The organism is Leisingera sp. CC-HEC093 (genome assembly GCF_059429195.1).
The window spans coordinates 4,060,430-4,081,425 of the sequence record NZ_JCAIJR010000001.1; the positions used below are offsets into that span (position 1 = coordinate 4,060,430).

At 63.8% G+C, this 20,996-nt stretch carries 19 protein-coding genes; 9 read left to right on the forward strand and 10 right to left on the reverse strand.

The genetic code is table 11. The annotated features are described in order from the left end of the window. Positions 1-11: 11 nt before the first annotated feature. Both AC5STB_RS20010 and AC5STB_RS20015 read right to left on the reverse strand, forming a co-directional pair. Positions 12-1,616 carry a carboxyl transferase domain-containing protein gene (locus AC5STB_RS20010; protein WP_495444519.1) on the reverse strand — a complete coding sequence of 535 codons (1,605 nt, stop codon included), beginning with the start codon at positions 1,614-1,616 and terminating at the stop codon, positions 12-14. 100 nt (positions 1,617-1,716) lie between these two features. Beyond that, positions 1,717-3,243 (reverse strand): AMP-binding protein, encoded by a 1,527-nt coding sequence (locus AC5STB_RS20015; RefSeq protein ID WP_495444520.1) that lies wholly within the window; start codon positions 3,241-3,243, stop codon positions 1,717-1,719. A 149-nt stretch (positions 3,244-3,392) separates the two neighbouring features. Here AC5STB_RS20015 and AC5STB_RS20020 point away from each other — a divergent pair, with 149 nt between their 5' ends. Continuing rightward, positions 3,393-3,995 (forward strand): OmpW/AlkL family protein, encoded by a 603-nt coding sequence (locus AC5STB_RS20020; RefSeq protein ID WP_495444521.1) that lies wholly within the window; start codon positions 3,393-3,395, stop codon positions 3,993-3,995. 93 nt (positions 3,996-4,088) lie between these two features. Here AC5STB_RS20020 and AC5STB_RS20025 read toward each other — a convergent pair whose 3' ends face one another. Both AC5STB_RS20025 and AC5STB_RS20030 read right to left on the reverse strand, forming a co-directional pair. Next, the gene (locus AC5STB_RS20025) at positions 4,089-5,249 is read right to left on the reverse strand and encodes an isovaleryl-CoA dehydrogenase (protein ID WP_495444522.1); all 1,161 of its coding nucleotides are present in this window, start codon (positions 5,247-5,249) and stop codon (positions 4,089-4,091) included. A 160-nt stretch (positions 5,250-5,409) separates the two neighbouring features. Continuing rightward, entirely contained in the window at positions 5,410-6,063 is a 654-nt protein-coding gene (locus AC5STB_RS20030) for a DUF1236 domain-containing protein (RefSeq protein WP_495444523.1), read from the reverse strand. 179 nt (positions 6,064-6,242) lie between these two features. On the opposite strand from AC5STB_RS20030, the gene AC5STB_RS20035 reads away from it, so the two are divergent. After that, a complete protein-coding gene (locus AC5STB_RS20035) occupies positions 6,243-6,701 on the forward strand; it encodes a CreA family protein (RefSeq protein WP_495444524.1) in 459 nt (152 codons plus the stop codon). On the opposite strand, the gene AC5STB_RS20040 is transcribed toward AC5STB_RS20035, so the two are convergent. Next, positions 6,689-7,882 (reverse strand): DegT/DnrJ/EryC1/StrS family aminotransferase, encoded by a 1,194-nt coding sequence (locus AC5STB_RS20040; RefSeq protein ID WP_495444525.1) that lies wholly within the window; start codon positions 7,880-7,882, stop codon positions 6,689-6,691. The two genes, AC5STB_RS20035 and AC5STB_RS20040, sit on opposite strands and share 13 nt — an antisense overlap. 79 nt (positions 7,883-7,961) lie before the next feature. Further along, a complete protein-coding gene (locus AC5STB_RS20045) occupies positions 7,962-8,624 on the reverse strand; it encodes an HAD-IA family hydrolase (RefSeq protein ID WP_495444526.1) in 663 nt (220 codons plus the stop codon). Between the two features lie 131 nt (positions 8,625-8,755). Here AC5STB_RS20045 and glmU point away from each other — a divergent pair, with 131 nt between their 5' ends. From glmU to AC5STB_RS20065, 4 genes are read left to right on the forward strand one after another with little or no spacing between them, the layout of a single operon-like run. Further along, a complete protein-coding gene (gene glmU / locus AC5STB_RS20050) occupies positions 8,756-10,111 on the forward strand; it encodes a bifunctional UDP-N-acetylglucosamine diphosphorylase/glucosamine-1-phosphate N-acetyltransferase GlmU (protein ID WP_495444527.1) in 1,356 nt (451 codons plus the stop codon). Then, positions 10,111-11,931, forward strand: a complete 1,821-nt coding sequence (glmS, locus tag AC5STB_RS20055; RefSeq protein ID WP_495444528.1) for a glutamine--fructose-6-phosphate transaminase (isomerizing) — start codon at positions 10,111-10,113, stop codon at positions 11,929-11,931. The genes glmU and glmS overlap by 1 nt, the downstream gene beginning before the upstream one ends. 3 nt (positions 11,932-11,934) lie before the next feature. Next, positions 11,935-12,477, forward strand: a complete 543-nt coding sequence (locus AC5STB_RS20060; protein ID WP_495444529.1) for a pyridoxamine 5'-phosphate oxidase family protein — start codon at positions 11,935-11,937, stop codon at positions 12,475-12,477. A gap of 21 nt (positions 12,478-12,498) precedes the next feature. Further along, complete coding sequence (locus AC5STB_RS20065; RefSeq protein ID WP_495444530.1) at positions 12,499-13,179, forward strand: DNA alkylation repair protein; 681 nt, start codon at positions 12,499-12,501, stop codon at positions 13,177-13,179. Positions 13,180-13,248: 69 nt separating this feature from the next. On the opposite strand, the gene AC5STB_RS20070 is transcribed toward AC5STB_RS20065, so the two are convergent. After that, positions 13,249-13,689, reverse strand: a complete 441-nt coding sequence (locus AC5STB_RS20070) for a hypothetical protein (RefSeq protein WP_495444531.1) — start codon at positions 13,687-13,689, stop codon at positions 13,249-13,251. A gap of 90 nt (positions 13,690-13,779) precedes the next feature. Between AC5STB_RS20070 and moaA the strand changes: the two genes are divergently transcribed. The 3 genes from moaA to AC5STB_RS20085 are packed head-to-tail and all read left to right on the forward strand — an operon-like array spanning position 13,780 to position 17,160. Further along, complete coding sequence (gene moaA / locus AC5STB_RS20075) at positions 13,780-14,790, forward strand: GTP 3',8-cyclase MoaA (RefSeq protein ID WP_495444532.1); 1,011 nt, start codon at positions 13,780-13,782, stop codon at positions 14,788-14,790. Positions 14,791-14,792: 2 nt separating this feature from the next. Beyond that, positions 14,793-16,109 carry a 3-deoxy-D-manno-octulosonic acid transferase gene (locus AC5STB_RS20080; RefSeq protein WP_495444533.1) on the forward strand — a complete coding sequence of 439 codons (1,317 nt, stop codon included), beginning with the start codon at positions 14,793-14,795 and terminating at the stop codon, positions 16,107-16,109. Further along, entirely contained in the window at positions 16,102-17,160 is a 1,059-nt protein-coding gene (locus AC5STB_RS20085; protein ID WP_495444534.1) for a glycosyltransferase family 4 protein, read from the forward strand. The genes AC5STB_RS20080 and AC5STB_RS20085 overlap by 8 nt, the downstream gene beginning before the upstream one ends. Before the next feature lie 95 nt (positions 17,161-17,255). On the opposite strand, the gene AC5STB_RS20090 is transcribed toward AC5STB_RS20085, so the two are convergent. From AC5STB_RS20090 to argE, 3 genes are all read right to left on the reverse strand, one after another. After that, on the reverse strand, positions 17,256-18,419 hold the full coding sequence (locus AC5STB_RS20090) for a M20 aminoacylase family protein (protein WP_495444535.1): 1,164 nt from the start codon (positions 18,417-18,419) through the stop codon (positions 17,256-17,258). 33 nt (positions 18,420-18,452) lie between these two features. Then, positions 18,453-19,619 carry a M20 aminoacylase family protein gene (locus AC5STB_RS20095; protein ID WP_495444536.1) on the reverse strand — a complete coding sequence of 389 codons (1,167 nt, stop codon included), beginning with the start codon at positions 19,617-19,619 and terminating at the stop codon, positions 18,453-18,455. A 195-nt stretch (positions 19,620-19,814) separates the two neighbouring features. Further along, the gene (gene argE, locus AC5STB_RS20100; protein WP_495444537.1) at positions 19,815-20,996 is read right to left on the reverse strand and encodes an acetylornithine deacetylase; all 1,182 of its coding nucleotides are present in this window, start codon (positions 20,994-20,996) and stop codon (positions 19,815-19,817) included.

Consider the following 20,996-nt stretch of genomic DNA (forward strand, 5'->3'; position numbering starts at 1 on the left):
AAGAGCGGATCTTACATCCGGAAAACGCCGAAGCGTGTGTCTTCAATCGGGGCATTCAGGGCGGCGCTCAGCGACAGGGCCAGCACATCGCGGGATTTGCGCGGGTCGATGATGCCGTCATCCCAGAGGCGTGCGGAGGCATATAGCGGGTGGCTCTGCTCCTCGAACATCTCAACGGTGGGGCGTTTGAACTCCGCTTCTTCCTCGGTGCTCCAGCTGCCGCCCTGGCGTTCGATGGCGTCGCGTTTCACCGTCGCCAGCACGCCTGCTGCCTGCTCGCCGCCCATCACCGAGATGCGGGAGTTCGGCCAGGTCCACAGGAAACGCGGGGAATAGGCGCGGCCCGACATGCCGTAGTTGCCGGCACCGAAGGAGCCGCCGACCAGCATGGTGATCTTGGGGACGTTGGTGGTGGCCACCGCCGTCACCATCTTGGCGCCGTGGCGGGCGATGCCCTCGTTTTCGTACTTCCGGCCAACCATGAAGCCGGTGATGTTCTGCAGGAACACCAGCGGGATCTTGCGCTGGCTGCACAGCTCCACAAAATGCGCGCCTTTCTGGGCAGCTTCCGAGAACAGCACACCGTTGTTGGCGATGATGCCGATAGGGCAGCCCTTGAGGTGGGCAAAGCCCGTCACCAGTGTCTCGCCGAAGCGCGGCTTGAACTCGTCGAAGCGGGAGCCGTCGACCAGCCGCGCAATCACCTCGCGTATGTCGTAAGGCGTGCGCAAGTCGCCGGGCACTACGCCGAGGATTTCCTCGGGATCATAGGCGGGTTCCTCGGGGCTGGCCCAGTTGACCGTCAGCGGCTTGGTGATGTTCAGCGATTGCACCGCGCGCCGCGCCAGCGCCAGTGCGTGGGCGTCATCCTCGGCCAGGTAATCGGCCACGCCGGAGAGGCGGGTGTGCACGTCGCCGCCGCCCAGGTCCTCGGCGCTGACGACCTCGCCCGTTGCAGCCTTCACCAGCGGCGGGCCGGCCAGGAAAATGGTGCCCTGTTCCTTTACAATGATGGTGACATCCGACATCGCAGGCACATAGGCGCCGCCCGCGGTGCAGGAACCCATGACGACCGCGATCTGCGGGATGCCTTTGGCCGACATCCGTGCCTGATTGTAGAAGATGCGCCCGAAATGGTCCCGGTCGGGGAAGACCTCATCCTGATTGGGCAGGTTGGCACCGCCGGAGTCGACCAGATAGATGCAAGGCAGATGGTTTTCTTCCGCAATCTCCTGCGCCCGCAGATGTTTCTTGACCGTCATCGGGTAATAGGTGCCGCCCTTCACGGTGGCGTCGTTGCAGACCACCATGACCTCCTGCCCATGCACCCGGCCGATGCCCGCGATCACACCCGCGCTGGGTGCGGCGCCGTCATACATGGCGTGCGCCGCGGTGGCGCCGATTTCCAGAAACGGAGAGCCGGGATCCAGCAGGTTCGCCACCCGGCGGCGCGGCAGCATCTTGCCGCGGCTTTCATGGCGGGCGCGGGATTTCTCGCCGCCGCCCATGCGCGCGGCCTCTGCCGCCTCGCTGATCTGCGCAAGGGCGTCCAGATGCGCCTCGCGGTTCTGCTTGAAGCCGTCCGAGGAGGGCATCGCCTTGGATGTGAGTTTCATGTCCACTCTCCCATTGTAGGGGTTAGGCTGGATCCCGTTATACGGGAAAAGTCTTTCATTCCGATTGGGGCAGCGTACGCCGGGTATGCAACACCTTGTTTCATTCGGTTTCCCCTGCCGCCCGCGCCTTCAGCTCCTTGCGGATCACCTTGCCGGTTACGGTCATCGGCAGCGCGTCCACGAACGCGACCTCCCGCGGGTAGGAATAATGCGCGAGGCGGTCCTTGACGTAGTCCTGCAGCTCCCTCTCTGATGCTTCCGCCCCAGATTTCAGCACTACATAGGCCTTAACGATCTCGGTGCGCAGGCTGTCGGGCTTGCCGACCACACCCACCGTCGCCACTGACGGGTGGGTCAACAGGCAATCCTCGATCTCCGCCGGCCCGATGCGGTAGCCGCCCGAGGTGATCACATCATCCTCGCGGCCGACAAAGCGCAGGTAGTCATCCTCCCAGATGCCGCGGTCGCCGGTCACCAGCCAGTCCCCGCGGAACTTGGCCGCCGTCTCCTCGGGCCGGTTCCAGTATTCCAGCAGCATCGCGGCAGAACCGCGGCGTATGGCAACGTCGCCCTCATCCTCCGTGGAGTTACCTGCCGCGTCGATCACCGCCAGCGCGTGCCCCGGCACCGCCTTGCCGATACAGCCCGGGCGCGGCTCGAAATCCGCGGCGCAGGAGGAGGCCACCATGTTGCACTCGGTCTGTCCGTAGAATTCGTTGATGGTCACGCCCAGCTGACGCCGGCCCCAGGCGAGCATTTCGGCGCCCAGGGGCTCTCCGCCGCTGGCAACGGAGCGAAGGCCATGGAGCCCCTGCCCTGCTGCCTTGAGCATCCGCAGGGCCGTCGGCGGGAAGAAGATGTTGCGCACCCCGGCCTGTTCAATCAGATCTGCACAGGCCTCGGGGGTGAACTTGTCCAGCCGCGCGGCCACCACCGGCACGCCCAGCGCCAGGCCCGGCATCAGCACGTCGAACAGCCCGCCGATCCAGGCCCAGTCGGCGGGGGTCCACAGCACATCGCCCGGCTGGCCAAGGTGGTCATGGCTGATGGCAACCCCCGGCAGGTGGCCGGTCAGCACACGGTGGCCGTGCAGTGCGCCCTTGGGGCTGCCGGTGGTGCCGGAGGTGTAGATCAGAACCGCCGGTGTTTCAGGCGCGGTATCCGCAAAGGGCACCGGGGGGCCGTCGAAGCCTGCGCTGTCCGCCATCACCGCCTCAGCCAAGTCGCCCAGCAGCTCCGCGCCCTCCGGATCAGTCAGGACAAACCGCACCCCGGCGTCACCAGCCCGCGATGCCAGCGCGCCGCGTTTGAACAGCTTGAACAAGGGCACAGAGATGCCGCCGGCCTTCCAGATGGCGAGATGCGCCGCCGCGCACCAGGGCGACTGGCTGAGCAGCACCCCGACCCGGTCCCCCGGCTGGATGCGGGTTAACAAGTAGCGCGCCAGCCCGTCCGTCATTGCTGCCAGTTCGCCGCAGGAGATGTCGCGGCGTGCAGGGCCGGTCATGTCGATCAGCGCCAGCGCATCATCTGGCCGCGCCAGGCATTGCGCGGCCATGTTCAACCGCTCCGGCAAGTCCCAGCTGCCGTCTGCGCGAAGTTCTGGAATGTTACGCTTTTCATGCATGTTTAGACATTCCTGAAACGCATGTCGGATATGCAGTTTTTCGGGGCATTATCAAGGGCTAAGGCTGCACAATATTGATCCAGATCAGGGCTTGCACTGGGTTTGGCAGGCATCACGTCAGCGTGAACACAAGAAAAGGGACGCACCCCATGAAACGCATGGTTTCCGCGCTTGCGCTGACTTCCGCCCTGGCCGCAATGGCCGCCCCCGCCTTTGCCCAAGAGCAAGGCGACTGGACCGTCGGCGTCGGCATCGCCAACGTGAACCCCAAATCCGGCAACGGCACCCTGGCCGGCCTGGACGCCGATATCGACGACGGCAACGCGCTGTCGCTGACCGTCGAGTACTTCTTCCGCGATAACTGGGGTGTCGAGCTGCTGGCGGCGTCGCCGTTCGAGCACGACATCAACCTGAACGGCAGCTACGCTGCTTCGGCCAAACAGCTGCCGCCGACCCTGTCGATCAACTACCACTTCCCGACCCAGGGCGCGATCAAACCGTTCCTCGGCTTGGGTGTGAACTACACCACCTTCTTCGAAGAAGAGACCGCCCTCGGCAACCTTGAGCTGGACGACAGCTTCGGCATCGCGGTCAATGCCGGCGCCGACTACCAGATCTCTGACAACGGTGCGCTGCGGTTCAACGTCCGCTGGATGGACATCGACACCGACGCAACCCTGGACGGCGCCTATCTGGGCACCGCTGAGATTGATCCGGTAGTCGTGAACCTGGCTTACGTGCACCGCTTCTGATCCTTTGCGATCCGGTTTAGGCTTGGCGGCCATCTGTGCGCCGCCAGGCCCGCTTGGAGACCCCGCTGCCCCTCTGGAGCCGCGGGGTCTTTTTTACATGGCGCCCATCAGCTCCCGGCCGATCAGCATCCGGCGGATTTCACTGGTGCCGGCGCCGATCTCCATCAGCTTAGCATCGCGGAAGATGCGCCCCACCGGGTTGTCAGACAGGTAGCCGGCACCGCCAAAGGCCTGCACTGCCTGATGCGCCTGAGTCATGGCGACCTCGGAAGCGTAGAGGCAGCAGGCTGCCGCGTCCTGACGGGTCACGGTGCCCTTGTCGCAGGCTTTGGCAACCTCATAGACATAAGCCCGCGCCGTGTTCATTGCCGTGTACATGTCGGCGATCTTGGCCTGCATCAGCTGGAAGTTTCCAATCGGCTGGCCGAACTGCTTGCGCTCTTTCATGTAGGGCATCATTTCGTCCATGCAGGCGGCCATGATGCCGGTGCCGATACCGGCCAGCACCACGCGCTCGTAATCGAGGCCGGACATCAGCACGCGCACGCCCTTGCCCTCTTCGCCCAGAATGTTCTCGAACGGGACCTCCACGTCCTCAAACACCAGTTCAGCCGTGTTGGACCCGCGCATCCCCAGCTTGTCGAAATGTTTAGAGGTGGAGAAGCCCTTCATCTCCTTCTCGATCAGGAAGGCGGTGATGCCTTTGGAGCCGGCTTCCGGATCGGTCTTGGCATAGACCACCAGGGTGTCGGCATCGGGGCCGTTGGTGATCCAGTATTTGTTGCCGTTCAGACGGAAGTGGTCGTTGCGCTTTTCCGCCCGCAGGCTCATCGACACAACGTCGGAACCGGCGCCTGCTTCGGACATTGCCAGCGCGCCGACGTGCTCGCCGGAGAGCAACCGCGGCAGGTATTTCGCTTTCTGCTCTGCATTGCCGTTCAGCTTGATCTGGTTGACGCAAAGATTGGAATGCGCGCCATAGGACAGCGATACGGACGCACTGGCGCGGGCGATTTCCTCAACCGCAACGGTGTGCGCCAGATAGGACATGCCGGCACCGCCGAACTCTTCAGGCACGGTGATGCCCAGAAGGCCCAGTTCACCCATCTCTTTCCACAGCTCCGCCGGGAATTCGTTCTTCTGGTCGATCTCCTGCGCCATCGGTTTGACGCGGTCCTGCGCCCAGCGGTGAATCACATCGCGCAGCGCGTTCACGTCCTCACCAAGATCGAAAGTCATGCTTGCGTTGAACATCCCGCAGATCCTCCAGGCCAGAGCCGATTATATGAACAGTTGTTCAATTCAATAGAGGAGCCTTCGATTCGGGTCAATCAGCTTCCTTCCTGGGCCACCAGAACGGCAGCGGGCGGCCCCGCCAGGGGCCGCCCGCAATACACTTCCGCATTAAGCCGCGTTAGCGGATCACATGGACAACTGTGCGGCTGTCCGCCTCAACCAGCACCGGCAGGCCGTTCAGGTAGACATAGCGGTAGTTCGACTCAGGAACCTCGGTCAACTGCACTTCTTCCGGGATCATTACTCCGGTAACCACTTCGCCCTGGACATAGACTGGTTCGGTCGCATGGCTGCGCACATAGGTCACCACCTGCTCATCCGGCACCGCGGCTTCACCGGCTGCGGCACCCGCAATCGCCCCGACCAAAACGCCAGCCGGACCGGCAATCAGGCCGCCGGTAATAGCACCGCCAACAGCACCCAGCTCCGCGTCATGCTCACCGGTCTTTTCATAGGTCACAGTGCTGATCTTGACCGGGCTTTCCTTGGCGACAACAGGAACGTATTCCTGGGTCACTGTGCCGGTCAGATATTCGCCCCAGGCCCAGCCGTCGGCACCTTCGTAGCTGACCTTGCACCAGTTGCTTTCTTCGATGCAGCCTTCAAGATCGACAGCACCTTCTGCTGAAATGACACCGACGATTTCGTGCTGCGGCCCCGGACCCGCACGCAGGTTCAGATCAGTGACGGCCTGCGCCTGGACACCGGCCCAGCCCGGCGCTGCCAGCATAACCAGAGCGGACGTGGTCAGGGCGATTTTGGACGTATGCATCGTATTCTCCTCAATGCCATTTCTGTAATGAGGCGCCTTGTTGCGCCATTGCGGGTGCTCAACGTCCACTTTTGGAGAAAGGTTCCCGGGATCTTTTAACGGGATCTTTTAATAGGTTCTGTGCGTAGTCACTTTATGAATGGGCAGACACCCGCCCCAAACACCGACAGGAGCACCGTATGACACGATTGAAACCAACCCTGGCCGCTGCCCTCTGCCTGCTGAGCCTGCCCGCCGCCGCCGAGGAGGTCGGCCAGATCGGTGTCGACTGGGTCGGGAACGACATCATCATCGAGGCCATCGCCGACCCCGAAGTCAAAGGTGTGACCTGCCACATCGCCTATTTCGAGCGCGGGCTGCTTGACCGGCTGTCCAAGGGCAACTGGTTCGAGGATCCCTCAAATGCCTCTATCGCCTGCCGCCAGACCGGGCCGATCACGATAGGAGACATTGACCGCAGCCGCGATGGCGAAGATGTGTTCCGCGCCTCGCGCTCCATCATCCTCAAGTCGCTGCGAGTGAAGCGGATTTTCGACGAGACCAATCAGACTCTGATCTATGCCGCCCATGCGGCAGAGCTGACCGACGGCTCGGCCAAGGTCTCAATTTCGACGGTGCCCCTGTATCAGGCGGATTGATAGACGGCAGAAACCTCGGCCCGGATGATGCGGGCGATCTGGGCGCAGTCTTCCAGGCTGAAGGTCAGCGGCACCCGCATGTCTATGATACCCGCCAGGACGCGGTCGCTTTGCGGCAGCCGCGGCGTGTTCGCATAGCGCCAGCTGTCATAGCGGGAGGTGAAGGCGACCGGCTCCGGCGTGCCGAACCACTTCAGCTCCACCCCGCGGGCGGCGCAGCGGCGCACGGCCTCCTGCACGGCCTCCTCGGACCAGTCCAACAGCAGGAACTGGATCGAGGAGCCGACATAGACCTCCTGCGCGGGGCGCGGCACCACGGTGAGGCCCGGGGTGCCGCGCAGCCCCTCCTCAACCGCGCGGTAGCGGTCGTTCCAGCGCTCCACCTGGGCGTCCAGATCGCGCAGCTGCGGCCGCAGGATGGCGGCGCGCAGGTTGTCCATCCGGCCCGAAATGTTGGGGGTCTCGTATTTCACCCGCTCGAACACCTCCGGCCCCGGCGCGGCCAAGTGGCGGCCATAAAGCATGTAGGAGCCCGACAGCATGATTGCCCGGGCGGCTATTTCCTCGTCATCGGTGATGAGCAATCCGCCCTCGCCCGAGTTCACATGCTTGTAGGTCTGGCAGGAATAGCAGCCGACTGCCCCGTGGCGGCCCGATAGCACCCCGTTCCAGGAGGCGCCCATAGTGTGAGCGCAATCCTCGATAACGGTGATGCCGGCCGCGTTGCAGATCTCCATCAGCCGGTCCATGTCGCACAGGTGCCCGCGCATATGCGACAGCATCAGCACCTTGGCCTGCCCCGCCTTGGCGGCCAGGTCCTCCAGATCGATGGTCAGCCCTTCGGTAACCTCGACAAACACCGGCTCAGCCCCGACTGAGGCAATGGATCCCGGCACCGGCGCCAGGGTGAAGGCATTGGTCAGAACCTTGTCGCCGGGCTTCACCCCTACCGCCCGCAGCGAGGTCGCCAGTGCATAGCCGCCAGAGGCCGCCGCCAGGCAGTATTTCGCACCCATCCGGGCGGCGAATTCCTGCTCCAGCAGCGCGGTTTCACCCTCTTCGCCGTCCGCCACGTTGTAACGGTGCAGCCGCCCGTGGCGGAGCACCTCAAGCGCGGCCGCGATGGCGTCCTCGGGGATGGGTTCCTGCTGGGTAAAAGACCCGGAAAATGTCTCGCTCATGCGGCGTTTGTGAGCCGCCGCCAGCGACGCGTCAAGTACGAACCCTGGCGGATGGATTTCCCGGAACTAAGTTGCGGGATCACACAATCAGCCGTTCCGCGACGTCCAGCAAGTCCTCGAAGCGGTGCAACAGCGCATCGGGTTTGAGCGCTTCCATATCATCGCCCGAGGGTCCGAAGGTCACCAGCACCGACGGCACCCCCGCATTTGCCGAGGTGCTGCGGTCGGTGTCACTGTCGCCGACCAGCAGGGTGCGGGCCGGGTCGCCGCCGGCGCGGCGGGCAGCCTCGTACAGCGGCTCCGGATCGGGCTTGCGCACCGGCAGCGTATCAGCCCCGACCAGCGAGGCAAAAACATCCCGCACGCCAAGGCTGCGCATCAGCTGGTCCGCCAGCCCCTCCGGCTTGTTGGTGCAGATTCCAACGCCGAAACCCGCAATTTTCAGGGCCTCCACGGCCTCCATTGCGCCGGGATAGAGCACGGTGTGGCGGTCGATGGCATCGCGGTAGGCCTCCAGCAATACCGGGTAGAACTCGTCAACCGTGGCCTGATCAAACCGGCCTGCCCGCGTCAATCCTGTTGCCAGCATGTTGCGCCCGCCGCGCAGGGCGACGCCTGCATCTTCGGGGCGGTCCAGCACATCGCCCAGACCCATCTGCCGGAAACAGGCATTGGCCGCCGCAAGAAGATCACCCGAAGTATCCGCCAGCGTGCCGTCCAGATCGAAGATAACCGTTCGCATATCCTGCCCTTTCGGCACTTTTCCGCCGCCGCATATTGCAGCCCGCAATCTTGTTTGATGGCGCTATCCCTTGCGCCCCGCCCCCCAGCGGATAAAACGGGAGCGCTAAAAAGACAAAGAGAAAAGCGATTATGAGCATTGCCCTTGTCATCCTGGCGGCCGGAAAAGGCACGCGGATGAACTCCGAACTCCCCAAAGTGCTGCACCCGATTGCCAAGGCGCCGATGCTGGAGCATGCGATGGCCGCAGGCCGCACACTGGAGCCGGAGCGCACCATCATCGTGGCGGGCCACGGGGCTGAGGCAGTGCGCGAAGCAGTGGCCGGCATCGACGAGACCGCCGAGGTTGTGCTGCAAGAGGAACAGCTTGGCACGGCCCATGCCGTGGACCAGGCACGCGCCGCGCTGGAAGGGTTCGAGGGCGATGTGATTGTCCTTTACGGCGACACGCCTTTTGTCAGTGCCGGGACGCTGGAGCGAATGGCCGGTGCCCGCCAGCGCGCCGATCTGGTCATTCTGGGATTTCAGGCCGCCGACCCGGGCCGCTACGGCCGCCTGGTGATGGACGGCGACAATCTGGAGCGGATTGTCGAATTCAAGGACGCAAGCGAAGCAGAACGCGCCATTACCTTCTGCAATTCCGGCCTGATGGCAGGCAAGGCCAGCACGGTCTTCGACCTGATCGCCAAAGTTGGCAATGAAAACGCATCTGGCGAGTATTACCTGACCGATCTTGTGGAACTGGCCCGTCAAGAAGACTTCAAGGTAACCGCAGTGTACTGCGACGAGGCAGAGACGCTGGGTGTCAACTCGCGGGCCGAACTGGCACAGGCGGACGCACTGTTTCAGACACGGGCGCGGACGGAACTGATGGAGCTTGGGGTCACCCTGATGGTGCCGGAATCCGTTTACCTCGCCTTTGATACCGTAATCGGCCGCGACACGGTGATCGAACCCAATGTGGTCTTTGGCCCCGGCGTGACGGTGGAAAGCGGCGCGCAGATCCGGTCGTTCACCTATCTTGAGGGCTGCCACATCAGCCGCGGCGCCGAGGTGGGGCCGTTTGCCCGCTTGCGCCCCGGCGCAGAGCTGGCCGAAAACACCCGCATCGGCAATTTCGTGGAAATCAAGAACTCTGAGATTGCCGAAGGCGCCAAGGTGAACCACCTTAGCTATATCGGCGATGCCTTTGTCGGCGAAGCCGCAAATATTGGCGCAGGCACAATTACCTGCAACTATGACGGAGTTTTGAAGCACCGCACCGAGATAGGAGCGCGCGCCTTTATCGGCTCAAACACCATGCTGGTGGCTCCGGTCCGGGTGGGCAGCGAGGCGATGACCGCATCGGGGACGGTGGTGACGAAGAATGTCGAAGACGGGGACCTGGCCATCGGCCGGGCCGGACAGACCAACAAACAGGGCCACGCGCGCAAGCTGATGGACATGCTGCGCGCCAAGAAGGCCCGCCTGCAAAAGGGAACCAAGTGATGTGCGGAATTGTCGGTGTTCTGGGTAATCACGAAGCTGCCCCGATCCTTGTCGAGGCGCTGAAGCGGCTGGAATACCGCGGCTATGACAGCGCAGGCATAGCCACCGTGAACAATGGCGACCTGCGCCGCCGCCGCGCAGTGGGCAAGCTGGTGAACCTCAGCGACCTGCTGGTGCATGAGCCGCTGGCCGGCAAATCCGGTATCGGCCACACCCGCTGGGCCACCCATGGCGCGCCGTCTGTCAGCAACGCCCATCCGCACCGTGCCGGGTCCGTGGCCGTGGTCCACAACGGCATCATCGAAAACTACAAGGAGCTGCGCGCAGAGCTTCTGAACTGCGGTATGGAATTCCGCACTGAAACCGACACCGAAACCGTCGCGCTGATGACGGAGCGGTATCTGAAGGAAGGCCACACTCCGGTGGATGCTGCCTTCAAAACGCTGGACCAGCTGGAGGGTGCCTTTGCGCTGGCCTTCTTGTTTGATGGCGAGGAAGACTTGATCATCGCCGCCCGCAAGGGCTCTCCGCTGGCGATCGGCCACGGTGAAGGAGAGATGTTCGTGGGCTCCGACGCCATCGCACTGGCGCCGCTCACCGACCGGATCACTTACCTGGAGGAAGGCGACCGCGCCGTTGTCACCCGCGCGGGTGCTGAAATCCGCAATGGGCACGGCGAACTGGTCAACCGCGAGACCAAGACGATCCAAATCGACTCCGCCCAGGTCGACAAGGGCGGCCACAAGCATTTCATGGCCAAGGAAATCGCCGAGCAGCCGCATGTGATTGCTGAGGCGATCCGCCACTACCTGCCGGTCGAAGAAGACGCCGTGCGCCTGCCCGGCGAGGTGGATTTCTCCAAGGTCGAGCGGCTGACCATGGTGGCCTGCGGCACCGCCTATTATGCCTGTGTCACCGCGAAATACTGGTTCGAGCAAATCGCCCGCCTGCCGGTTGAGGTCGATATCGCCTCGGAGTTCCGCTACCGCGAACCGCCGATCCCCGGCAAGACACTGGCCCTGTTTGTGTCGCAATCGGGCGAAACTGCCGACACCCTGGCGGCACTGCGCTACTGCCAGGAGAAGGCAGACAAGATCCTGTCGGTTGTGAACGTTCCCGAAAGCTCCATCGCGCGGGAAAGCGATCTGGCGCTGCCGATCTTTGCCGGGCCGGAAATCGGCGTTGCCTCCACCAAGGCTTTCACCTGCCAGCTGACCGTGCTTCTGGCGCTGGCGCTCAAGGCGGCCTGCGACCGCGGCCATCTGAGTGCGGAGGAAATGGCCGGTTACGCCACCGCGATCCGCGGCCTGCCCAATGTGATGTCTTCTGCGCTGGAACAGAACGAGGCGATCCGGCAGGCCGCCCTGAAGGTGAGCGAAGCCCGCGACGTCCTGTTTCTGGGCCGCGGCCTGATGTTCCCGCTGGCGCTGGAAGGCGCGCTGAAATTGAAGGAAATCAGCTATATTCACGCCGAAGCTTATGCGAGCGGCGAGCTGAAGCACGGCCCCATCGCACTGATTGACAAGAACATGCCGGTGGTGGTGCTGACCCCCCGGGACACGCTGTTCGACAAATCGGTTTCCAACATGCAGGAAGTCCTGGCCCGCAAGGGCAAGGTGCTGATGATTTCGGATCAGGACGGTATTGACGAGGCCGGCGAGGATGTCTGGTGCGCGATCCGGATGCCCCGCATCAAAGAGGCCTTGTCGCCGATCCTCTATGCCATTCCGGCGCAGCTCCTGGCCTATCACACCGCGGTTGCCAAAGGCACCGATGTGGACCAGCCGCGCAACCTGGCCAAATCGGTGACAGTGGAGTGAGCCATGGCTAAGCAATTCCCGCAGATCGAAGAGGCGCACCGCAAGTTCATTGAAGAGCAGCACATGTTCTTTACCGGCTCGGCCGGGCCGGACGGCCGTGTGAACATCTCCCCCAAGGGGATGGATTCGCTGCGGGTGCTGGGGCCGGACCGGATCGTCTGGATGAACCTGACTGGCAGCGGCAATGAAACCGCGGGCCACCTGCTGGAGGTGAACCGCATTACCCTGATGTGGTGTTCCTTCACCGCCCGCCCGCAAATCCTGCGCGCCTACGGCACTGCCAATGTTCTGCATGCCGGCGACAGCGGCTGGGACGGTCTGGCCGCGCTCTTCCCCGCCCACCGCAGCGCCCGGCAGATCTTTGATGTTTCGGTCGATCTGGTGCAGACCTCCTGCGGCTATGCGGTGCCATTCATGGAATACCAGTCCGACCGCGACACCATGCAGAAATGGGCCGACGGCAAGTCGGACCAAGACATCCGCGCCTATTGGGAAGAGAAGAACCAGACCACCATCGATGGCAAACCCACCGGCGTGCCGGTGTAACGGCCGGGTTCAAGGAAACACATGTTCGAGACCTATCTTGATGCGCTGAAAGCCCAGGCCGAACCCGGCCGGGCAGAGCAGATGGCCGCTTATCACAAGCAGACCCGTGCCGTGCTGGGCGTACCCAACCCGGCCACCAATGAGCTGACCAAGTTCTGGCGGCAATCGCTTAGCATTGCTGAGCGCGTGGACTTGGCCCGCGCGCTGTGGGACACCGATATCTTTGAGGCCCGCATTGCCGCAGGCAAGCTGCTTACACAGGCACGGATCAAAGACGACGCGGCGGTCTGGGAGCTGCTGCAGTCCTGGGTGCCGCAGTTCGACAGCTGGGCCATCGCCGATCATGTGTGCTCCGCCATCTCAAAACGGCTGCTAGCGGATCCGGCGCGCCTGGACACGGTGGAAGGCTGGTCGCAATCGGACCACATGTGGACCCGCCGCGCGGCACTGGTGGCGACTCTGCCCTGGGCCAAGATGAACAACCTGAAGCCCGCCGATAGCGCGGCCCGTGAGCGTATCCTGGGCTGGGCCGCATGTTATGTGCCCGACCGCGATTGGTTCATTCAAAAGGCTGTGGCCTGGTGGCTGCGCGACCTTAGCAAGCATGACGCGGACCGCACCCGCACGTTTCTGGCGGAACATGGCGATGCCATGAAGGGTTTCGCCCGCAAGGAAGCGGCGAAGTATTTGAAAGACGCTTAGGCATGCCGGTTCAGCCGGGTCGCGCTGCGGTCCGGCTTGTGGCTGCCTTGTGCCTGGATGCTGCCAGGCTCAACCCGCGGGCAGCACCTGCACCTCGGCCAGTTCTGTCAGCGGCAGCCCCAGCGCCCGCATGGCGTCAATCGACAGGCGGCTGCCGCCTGAGGCCTCGCCCGGTGCGGGCCGCAGCGTAACCACGGCCTGGGTATTGCGGCTGGAGCGGATCAGCGCCTGCTGCTCTGCCGCGACCAGCGGTGTTTCCATCCACATGCCGGGCAGCGAAGGATCACCCAGCGAGGCCACCGTCGACGCAGAGCCCCGGAAAGAGGGAGCCGCAGGCGCTAGCGGATCGGCCTCGGCCGCATCGACGCCAGGCGCGGGCTGCAGCACCGGGTCCTGCGGGTCAGCCGCCGCCGGCCCGCCGCCGCCGTTCAGAAGGGAGGAGTTCAGCTGGATACCGCTACAGGCGGCCAGCAGGGAAATCGAAGCAAGGGAAATAACTGTCATACGCATGGGCAAACCCTAGCCAGCCGCGAAACTCTTTGCCAGTCACAAAAGATGTCCCCCCTTGCCGCGGGCGGTGCCCCGCTTTACCTAGGAGGCATGACGGCTCCGCTTATTGATCCCTTCGCCCGCGCAATCACTTACTTGCGTGTCTCGGTCACCGACCGCTGCGATTTCCGCTGTGTCTATTGCATGTCGGAAAACATGACCTTTCTGCCCAAGAAAGACCTGCTGACTCTGGAGGAATTGGACCGGCTCTGTTCCACGTTCATTCGGCTGGGCGTCGAAAAGCTGCGGATCACCGGCGGCGAGCCGCTGGTGCGCCGCGGCATTATGACCTTCTTCCAGTCGATGAGCCGCCATCTGGAAACCGGCGCCCTGAAAGAGCTGACGCTGACCACCAATGGCTCGCAACTGGTGAAATACGCGGATGACCTCTATGCCGCCGGGGTGCGGCGGGTGAATATCTCGCTCGACACGCTGGACGAACAGAAATTCGCCGATGTCACCCGCTGGGGCCGCCTGCCGCAGGTGATGAAGGGTATCGATGCGGCGCAGAAGGCGGGCCTCAAGGTCAAGATCAACGCGGTGGCACTGAAGGGCTTCAACGAGGAAGAACTGCCCCGGATCACGGCCTGGTGCGCCGAGCGCGGCCTCGACCTCACCTGGATCGAGGTGATGCCGATGGGCGAGGATATCGGCGCCATGGAACGCATCGGCCAGTACTGGTCGCTGGAGGACGTTCGCGCGGAATACGAAAGCCGCTACACCGTCACCGACCTGGCCGAACGCAGCGGCGGCCCGGCCCGCTATGTGCGGCTGGAGGAAACCGGCCAGAAGATCGGCTTCATCACCCCGCTGTCGCATAATTTCTGCGAAAGCTGCAACCGGGTGCGGGTGACCTGCACGGGCGAGATCTACACCTGCCTCGGCCAGGAGGGCAAAGCCGACCTGCGGGCGCCTCTGCGCGCCAACGAGGAAGGCACCGGCGTGCTGGAGGCCGCGATCCGCGCCGCCATCGGCGACAAACCCCGCGGCCATGACTTCGACTACTCCCGGCAGGAGGCCGGCGGCCAGATGTCCCGCCATATGAGCCACACTGGCGGCTGATCATGGCCCAGACTGCTCCAGCGCAACGGACGCTGCTCTATTCCCTTTATTGCGGCGCCAGCGCGCTGATTGCCCCCTTTGCCTGGCGCAAGGTCGCGGGCAAGCTGCGCGACTACGGCTTGCCGGAGGAACGGGTGCGCGAACGCCTTGGCCACGCCTCCCTGCCCCGCCCAGCCGGGCGGCTTATCTGGTTCCACGCCGCCTCCGTCGGCGAAAGCCTGTCGGTGCTGACCCTGATTGCGCGCATGGGCGAACAGGCCCCGGACGCGGAGTTCCTGATCACCTCCGGCACGCCCACCTCTGCCGAACTGATTGCCAAACGAATGCCGCCGCGCTGCCGCCACCAGTTCCCGCCACTGGACACCGCTGCCGCCGTGGACCGTTTCCTGGACCATTGGCAGCCCGATCTGGGTGTGTTTGTGGAAAGCGAGTTGTGGCCGCAGATGCTGGTGCGTGCCCGGAAAACCGGCTGCCCGCTGGTGCTTTTGAACGCGCGCCTGTCGGACAAATCGGTGGAGGGCTGGACAAAACGCCCGGACACCGCGCGGTTCATCCTGGATCAATTCACCCTGCTGGTCACCCAGAACCAGAAAACCGCCGCCAATCTGCAGAGGATGGGCGCCGCCCCGGGCCGCATCCGCCCCGGCAGCAACCTCAAGGCCGTCTCAGCCCCTTTGCCGATTGATCAGGACGCCCTCGCCGAGGTGCGCAGCAGCATCGGCGAGCGCCCAGTATGGGTCGCGTCCTCCACCCACGAGGGCGAAGAGGAAACCGTGCTTGAAGCCCATCAGGCGCTTTTGAAACAGCACCCGGACCTCTGCCTGTTGCTCGCCCCCCGCCACCCGGAGCGCGGCGAAACGGTTGAAAAGCTGGTCAAGAACGCCGGGTTCAGCTGCGCCCGCCGCAGCAAGGGCGTGCTGCCCGGCACCCGGACGCAGGTCTATCTCGCCGACACGCTGGGCGAGGTCGGCACCTGGTACGAGCTCTGCCCGCTGGTGTTCCTGGGCGGCTCCTTGCGAGAAATCGGCGGCCACAACCCGTTTGAACCGATGCAGGCAGGCGCCGCGGTGATCACCGGCACTGGGTACTACAATTTCGCCGAGACCTATGCTGAGCTGACCTCGCTTGGCGCTGCGGCAGAGATCCGATCCGTTGCGGAGCTGGCAGATCAGGTTGCCAAGTGGCTGGAGCAACCGGAGACGTTCCAGGCTGCCCGCGAGGCCGCTGGGGCTTTCATCTCGCAGCAGTCGGATCAATTGGACAAGACGGTGGACGCCCTGCTGGCGCTGCTGCCCCGCGAAGGAGGCCGGAATGGCTGAAGTTGACGCCAACACGGTCGAAGTCATCGCACCGAACTTCAAGCGCCGCCTGTCCGGCGTCACCTCCACCATTGTGCGGCTGGTGCCCTTGCAGCGGCAGCAGATCGCCATTGCCACCGCCGGCAGCGGCCTGCCGGGGGACATGCCGCATCTGTCGCTGTCCCAGCTCGTCCGGATGCGCCGCAACGGACCGGCTGGCGCCCGCGTCTGGCACGCGCGGCGAAACGTGGAAATGCTGGGCGGGCTGGCGCTCAAGTACCTTCTGGGCAAGCGGCTGAAACTCCTGTTCACCTCCGCCTCGCAGCGGCACCACTCGGATTATACCAAGTGGCTGATCTCTCAGATGGACCGGGTGATTGCCACCTCGGCCAAGGGCGCGGCCTACCTGGAGAAGCCGGTTCAGGTGGTGCATCACGGAATCAACACCGAAGAATTCTCCCCGCCCGCTGACAAGGCCGCCCTGCGGCGCGAGCTGGGCCTGCCGGAAGACGCCATCCTGATCGGCTGCTACGGCCGCATCCGGGCGCAGAAAGGAACCGACGTTTTTGTCGACGCCATGCTGGAGGTGCTGAATGCGCACCCCAATGCAGCCGGCATCGTGATGGGCCGCGCGACTGAGAAACATGTAGCGTTCGAAAAGGGCCTGCGCGCCAAGGCCGAAGCCGCGGGCCTGTCGGACCGGCTGCTGTTCCCGCCGGAGGTGCCGGTCTGGGAGGTCTCGCGCTGGTACCAGGCGCTGGATCTTTACGTTGCCCCCCAGCGCTGGGAGGGGTTCGGCCTCACCCCGCTCGAAGCCATGTCCTGCGGCGTGCCTGCAGTGGCCACCCGTGTTGGCGCCTTTGAAGAACTGATCGCGCCCGGTGAAACCGGCCTGCTGATCGACCCCGGTGATACCGGGCAAATGGTTCAGGCGATCAATGACGTGCTGTCCGCCAAAGGCCGGCTGGCGGACTGGTCAGTGGCCGCCCGCAAACACGCCATGACCAACTTCGCGCTGGAAAAGGAGGCCGAGACCCTGGTCGCCATCTACCGCGAACTTCTGGAGCACTAAAGCCCGCCCGCTCCTTCATCTGGCCGAAAATATTCTCGGGGGTGAAATGAGCCGCAGGCTCAAGAGGGGGCAGACAGCCCCCTCCCTTATATCGCTTAAGCCGCAGGCATCCGCTGCTCGACGATCTCCGCCCACCAGCTGCAGCCGGCGGGAATGGCCTCATCGTTGAAGTTGTACTCAGGGTGGTGCACCATCGCGGTGTCGCCGTTGCCCATCAGGATATAGGCGCCGGGGCGCTCTTCCAGCATGAAGGCAAAATCCTCGCCGCCCATCACCAGCGGCGCATCCCCGCAGGCGCCGGAAACGCTCTCTGCCACCTTGGCGGCAAATTCGGTCTGCTCCTCGTGGTTCACCATCACCGGATAGCCGCGGTGATAGGTGATATCCGCGGTGCCGCCAAAGGTGGCTGCAATACCGGTACAAACCTCGTTGATCCGCTTTTCAGCCAGGTCGCGCATCTCTCCCGACATGGTGCGCACGGTGCCCTTGATCTGCACCTTCTGCGGGATCACGTTGAACGCTTTCGACGATGTCTCGAAAGACGTCACGGAGACCACAATCTGATGTACCGGGTCGGCATTGCGCGAGGCGATGGTCTGCAGCGCCAGCACGGCTTGGGCAGCCAGCACGGTCGTATCCACGGTCTCATGCGGTTTGGCGGCGTGGCCGCCGCGGCCCTCGAAGGTGATGTCGAACTGGTCGGTGGCGGCAAAGAAGGAACCCGGGCGGATCGCGAACGAGCCCAGCGGCTGGCCCGGCCAGTTGTGCAGGCCGTAGACCTCCTGCACGCCCCAGCGGTCCATCAGCCCGTCGTCGCACATTACCTTGGCGCCGCCGCCGCCCTCTTCGGCGGGCTGGAAGATCACCACTACGGTGCCGTCAAAATTGCGGGTTTCCGACAAGTACTTGGCGGCGCCCAGCAGCATTGCGGTATGGCCGTCATGGCCGCAAGCATGCATCGCGCCCGGGGTCTTGGAGGCATACTCCAAGCCAGTCTGCTCATGGATCGGCAGCGCGTCCATGTCGGCGCGCAGGCCGATCACCTTGCCGGAGGTGTCCGCCTTGCCCTTGATGACGCCAACCACACCGGTGCGGCCGATGCCGGTCACAACCTCGTCGCAGCCGAACGCCTGCAGCTTTTCCGCCACCAGTGCGCTGGTGCGGTGGGTTTCGAACAGGATTTCCGGGTTTTCGTGGATGTCACGGCGCCAGGCGGTGATTTCATCCTGCAGTTCGGCAAAGCGGTTCTTGACCGGCATTTCTCACTCCTTTGATTGTCTTTCCCCGCAGCCTCAGGCCGCGGGCATTCTTCGTTCGACCAGCTCGGCAAACCAGCTGCATCCCAGCGGGATCGCTTCGTCGTCAAAGACATAGGCCGGGTGGTGGCACATCTGGGTGTCGCCGTTGCCGAGAAAGATATAGGCGCCGGGGCGCTGCTCCAGCATGTAGGAGAAATCCTCGGAGGGCATGATTGGCGGGGTTTCGGCATCGACTTTGGCCGACACCGCCCGCGCCGCCTCAATTGCGTGGGCAGTGCCGTTTTCATCATTGATTGTAACGGGATAGCCTGGAGCCCATTCGACCGCCGCCGTGGCACCAAAGGCCATGGCGGTGCTCTCCGCCACCCGGCGCACCCAGTCCTCGGCCTGGGCACGGTATTCCGGGTCCAGCGTGCGCACGGTGCCCTGCAGCTTGGCTGTATGGGCGATCACGTTCGAAGCGGTGCTGTCGGTCTCAAAGGTGCCAACGGTCAGCACCACACGCTTGATCGGGTCCACGTTGCGAGACACAATCGAGTGCAGCGAGACCACGATCTGCGAAGCAACAAGGGTCGTATCAATCGCTTCGTGCGGGGCGGCAGCGTGGCCGCCCTTGCCGGTGACAGTTATTGTGAATTCATCCGAAGACGCCATCAGCGGACCGGGGCGGATGGCAAATTCGCCCACCGGAAGCCCCGGCATATTGTGCAGGCCATAGACCTCCTGAATGCCCCAGCGGTCCATCAGACCGTCATCGCACATCGCCTTGCCGCCTGCTCCGCCTTCCTCGGCCGGCTGGAAGATCAGCACCGCCTTGCCATCGAAATTCCGTGTCTCTGCAAGGTACTTGGCCGCCCCCAGCAGGATCGAGGTATGCCCGTCATGGCCGCAGGCGTGCATCACGCCGGGCGTCTTGGAAGCATAGTCCACGCCGGAGGCTTCGGGGATTGGCAAGGCGTCCATATCGGCGCGCAGTCCGATGGCCCGGCCGGAGGTGTTGGTCTTGCCCTCGATGACCGCCACCACGCCAGTCTGACCGACGCCGGTGGTGATATCGGTGATGCCGAATTCCTTGAGCTGCTCCACCACAAAGGCGGCGGTCTGGTGCACCTCGTACATCAGTTCGGGGTTCTCGTGCAGGTGATGGCGCCAGGCGGTGATCTCCTGGTGCATCTCGGCAAAGCGGTTCTTGGCCGGCATTTTCCCCTCCCCTTTTTTGTTTCAGGTTCCGTCGCGGCAGACAGTCCGCGAAAAAACTTAGCTTCGCAAGTATCCGGTTCCAACGGGACGCGGCGGAACGCACCGGCGCGGGGGTGACATGCGTGCACCCCCTGTGCACCGTCCGTACCCCCCCTGTACACCCTCAGCTCTTATCTGAGCACGAAGCGCCCGGATTCAAGGCAAAGGAAAGTATCCGCCAAGCTTCTCCACCAGCTTGCGCATGAAGTCGTGGCCCGCGTTGAACTGGGCCACTGTGATGTACTCGTTGGGCTGATGCGCCTGCGCGATGTCGCCGGGACCGCAGATCACCGCAGAATAGCCTGCCTGCTGGAACTGGCCCGCCTCGGTACCGTAGCTGACCACATGGGAGCCGTTGTCGCCGGTCACCCGGCGCACCAGCGCCTCGGCTTCACCGTTCTGTTCCGGCACCAGCCCGGGAACGTCAAAGTGCTTGGACACGTCAATGCGGGCCTCCGGGTGGATGGCCTGCATCTCCGCCTCGACCTCGCGCACCTTGGCGAGATAGGCGGCTTCCCAATCATCGGCGCTTTCCCCGGGCACCACCCGGAAATCCATCATAAAGCGGCAGTCCTTGGCAGTGATGTTATGGGCGGTGCCGCCCTCGATCATGCCGACATGGCAGGTGGTCCAGGGCGGGGTGAACATCGCCTGCACCTCTCCCGGTTCCTTGGCCATGTTTCCCGCATTCTTCTGGTTGGCCCAGTCGATCAGCCGCGCGCCCTGCATGATGGCGCTGACGCCGGTGTGCATGAGCGAGGAGTGCACCTCGAACCCGACCAAATGAGTGTCGTATCCGGTGCCGCCCTTGTGGCCGGTGACGGCCTGCATCATGGACGGCTCCCCGACGATCACTGCCGAACCTTTGGGCAGGAGGGGCTGCATCGCCTCAATCATCGGCGGCGCACCGGTGCAGCCGATCTCTTCGTCAAAACTCAGCGCCAGCTGCAACGGGCGTATGACACCCTGGGTGTGCGCCTCCACCAGCGCCCAAATTGCCAGCGCGTCAAAACCCTTCATGTCGCAGGTGCCGCGGCCGAAGTATTTGCCGTCTTTCTCCACCACTGTGAAAGGGTCTGTGTCCCAGGGCTGGCCGTCCACCGGCACCACATCGGTATGGCCTGACAGCACCACAGCGCCCTCTTCCCACGGGCCAACATGGGCAAAGACGGCGGCCTTGTGCGGCTGGTCAGGATCCACCCAGCGGTGGCTGTCGATGCCGTGGGCGCCAAGATACTCCTGCACCCAGTCCACCAGAGGCAGGTTGGTGTCCCGGCTCACGGTCGGGAAGGAGACCAGCTTTTGCATGATCTCCAGCGGCGTCAGTTTTGCAGCCAT

What these genes read in the sequence shown, in the direction of transcription:
- AC5STB_RS20090 (WP_495444535.1), bottom strand. Translation starts at nt 18,419, where the DNA reads ATGCCGGTCAAGAACCGCTTTGCCGAACTGCAGGATGAAATCACCGCC.
- AC5STB_RS20095 (WP_495444536.1), bottom strand. Translation starts at nt 19,619, where the DNA reads ATGCCGGCCAAGAACCGCTTTGCCGAGATGCACCAGGAGATCACCGCC.
- AC5STB_RS20045 (WP_495444526.1), bottom strand. Translation starts at nt 8,624, where the DNA reads ATGCGAACGGTTATCTTCGATCTGGACGGCACGCTGGCGGATACTTCG.
- AC5STB_RS20080 (WP_495444533.1), top strand. Translation starts at nt 14,793, where the DNA reads ATGGCCCAGACTGCTCCAGCGCAACGGACGCTGCTCTATTCCCTTTAT.
- AC5STB_RS20060 (WP_495444529.1), top strand. Translation starts at nt 11,935, where the DNA reads ATGGCTAAGCAATTCCCGCAGATCGAAGAGGCGCACCGCAAGTTCATT.
- AC5STB_RS20030 (WP_495444523.1), bottom strand. Translation starts at nt 6,063, where the DNA reads ATGCATACGTCCAAAATCGCCCTGACCACGTCCGCTCTGGTTATGCTG.
- AC5STB_RS20035 (WP_495444524.1), top strand. Translation starts at nt 6,243, where the DNA reads ATGACACGATTGAAACCAACCCTGGCCGCTGCCCTCTGCCTGCTGAGC.
- AC5STB_RS20070 (WP_495444531.1), bottom strand. Translation starts at nt 13,689, where the DNA reads ATGCGTATGACAGTTATTTCCCTTGCTTCGATTTCCCTGCTGGCCGCC.
- AC5STB_RS20065 (WP_495444530.1), top strand. Translation starts at nt 12,499, where the DNA reads ATGTTCGAGACCTATCTTGATGCGCTGAAAGCCCAGGCCGAACCCGGC.
- AC5STB_RS20020 (WP_495444521.1), top strand. Translation starts at nt 3,393, where the DNA reads ATGAAACGCATGGTTTCCGCGCTTGCGCTGACTTCCGCCCTGGCCGCA.
- AC5STB_RS20010 (WP_495444519.1), bottom strand. Translation starts at nt 1,616, where the DNA reads ATGAAACTCACATCCAAGGCGATGCCCTCCTCGGACGGCTTCAAGCAG.
- moaA (WP_495444532.1), top strand. Translation starts at nt 13,780, where the DNA reads ATGACGGCTCCGCTTATTGATCCCTTCGCCCGCGCAATCACTTACTTG.
- AC5STB_RS20085 (WP_495444534.1), top strand. Translation starts at nt 16,102, where the DNA reads ATGGCTGAAGTTGACGCCAACACGGTCGAAGTCATCGCACCGAACTTC.
- glmS (WP_495444528.1), top strand. Translation starts at nt 10,111, where the DNA reads ATGTGCGGAATTGTCGGTGTTCTGGGTAATCACGAAGCTGCCCCGATC.
- AC5STB_RS20025 (WP_495444522.1), bottom strand. Translation starts at nt 5,249, where the DNA reads ATGTTCAACGCAAGCATGACTTTCGATCTTGGTGAGGACGTGAACGCG.
- glmU (WP_495444527.1), top strand. Translation starts at nt 8,756, where the DNA reads ATGAGCATTGCCCTTGTCATCCTGGCGGCCGGAAAAGGCACGCGGATG.
- AC5STB_RS20015 (WP_495444520.1), bottom strand. Translation starts at nt 3,243, where the DNA reads ATGCATGAAAAGCGTAACATTCCAGAACTTCGCGCAGACGGCAGCTGG.
- argE (WP_495444537.1), bottom strand. Translation starts at nt 20,996, where the DNA reads ATGGCTGCAAAACTGACGCCGCTGGAGATCATGCAAAAGCTGGTCTCC.
- AC5STB_RS20040 (WP_495444525.1), bottom strand. Translation starts at nt 7,882, where the DNA reads ATGAGCGAGACATTTTCCGGGTCTTTTACCCAGCAGGAACCCATCCCC.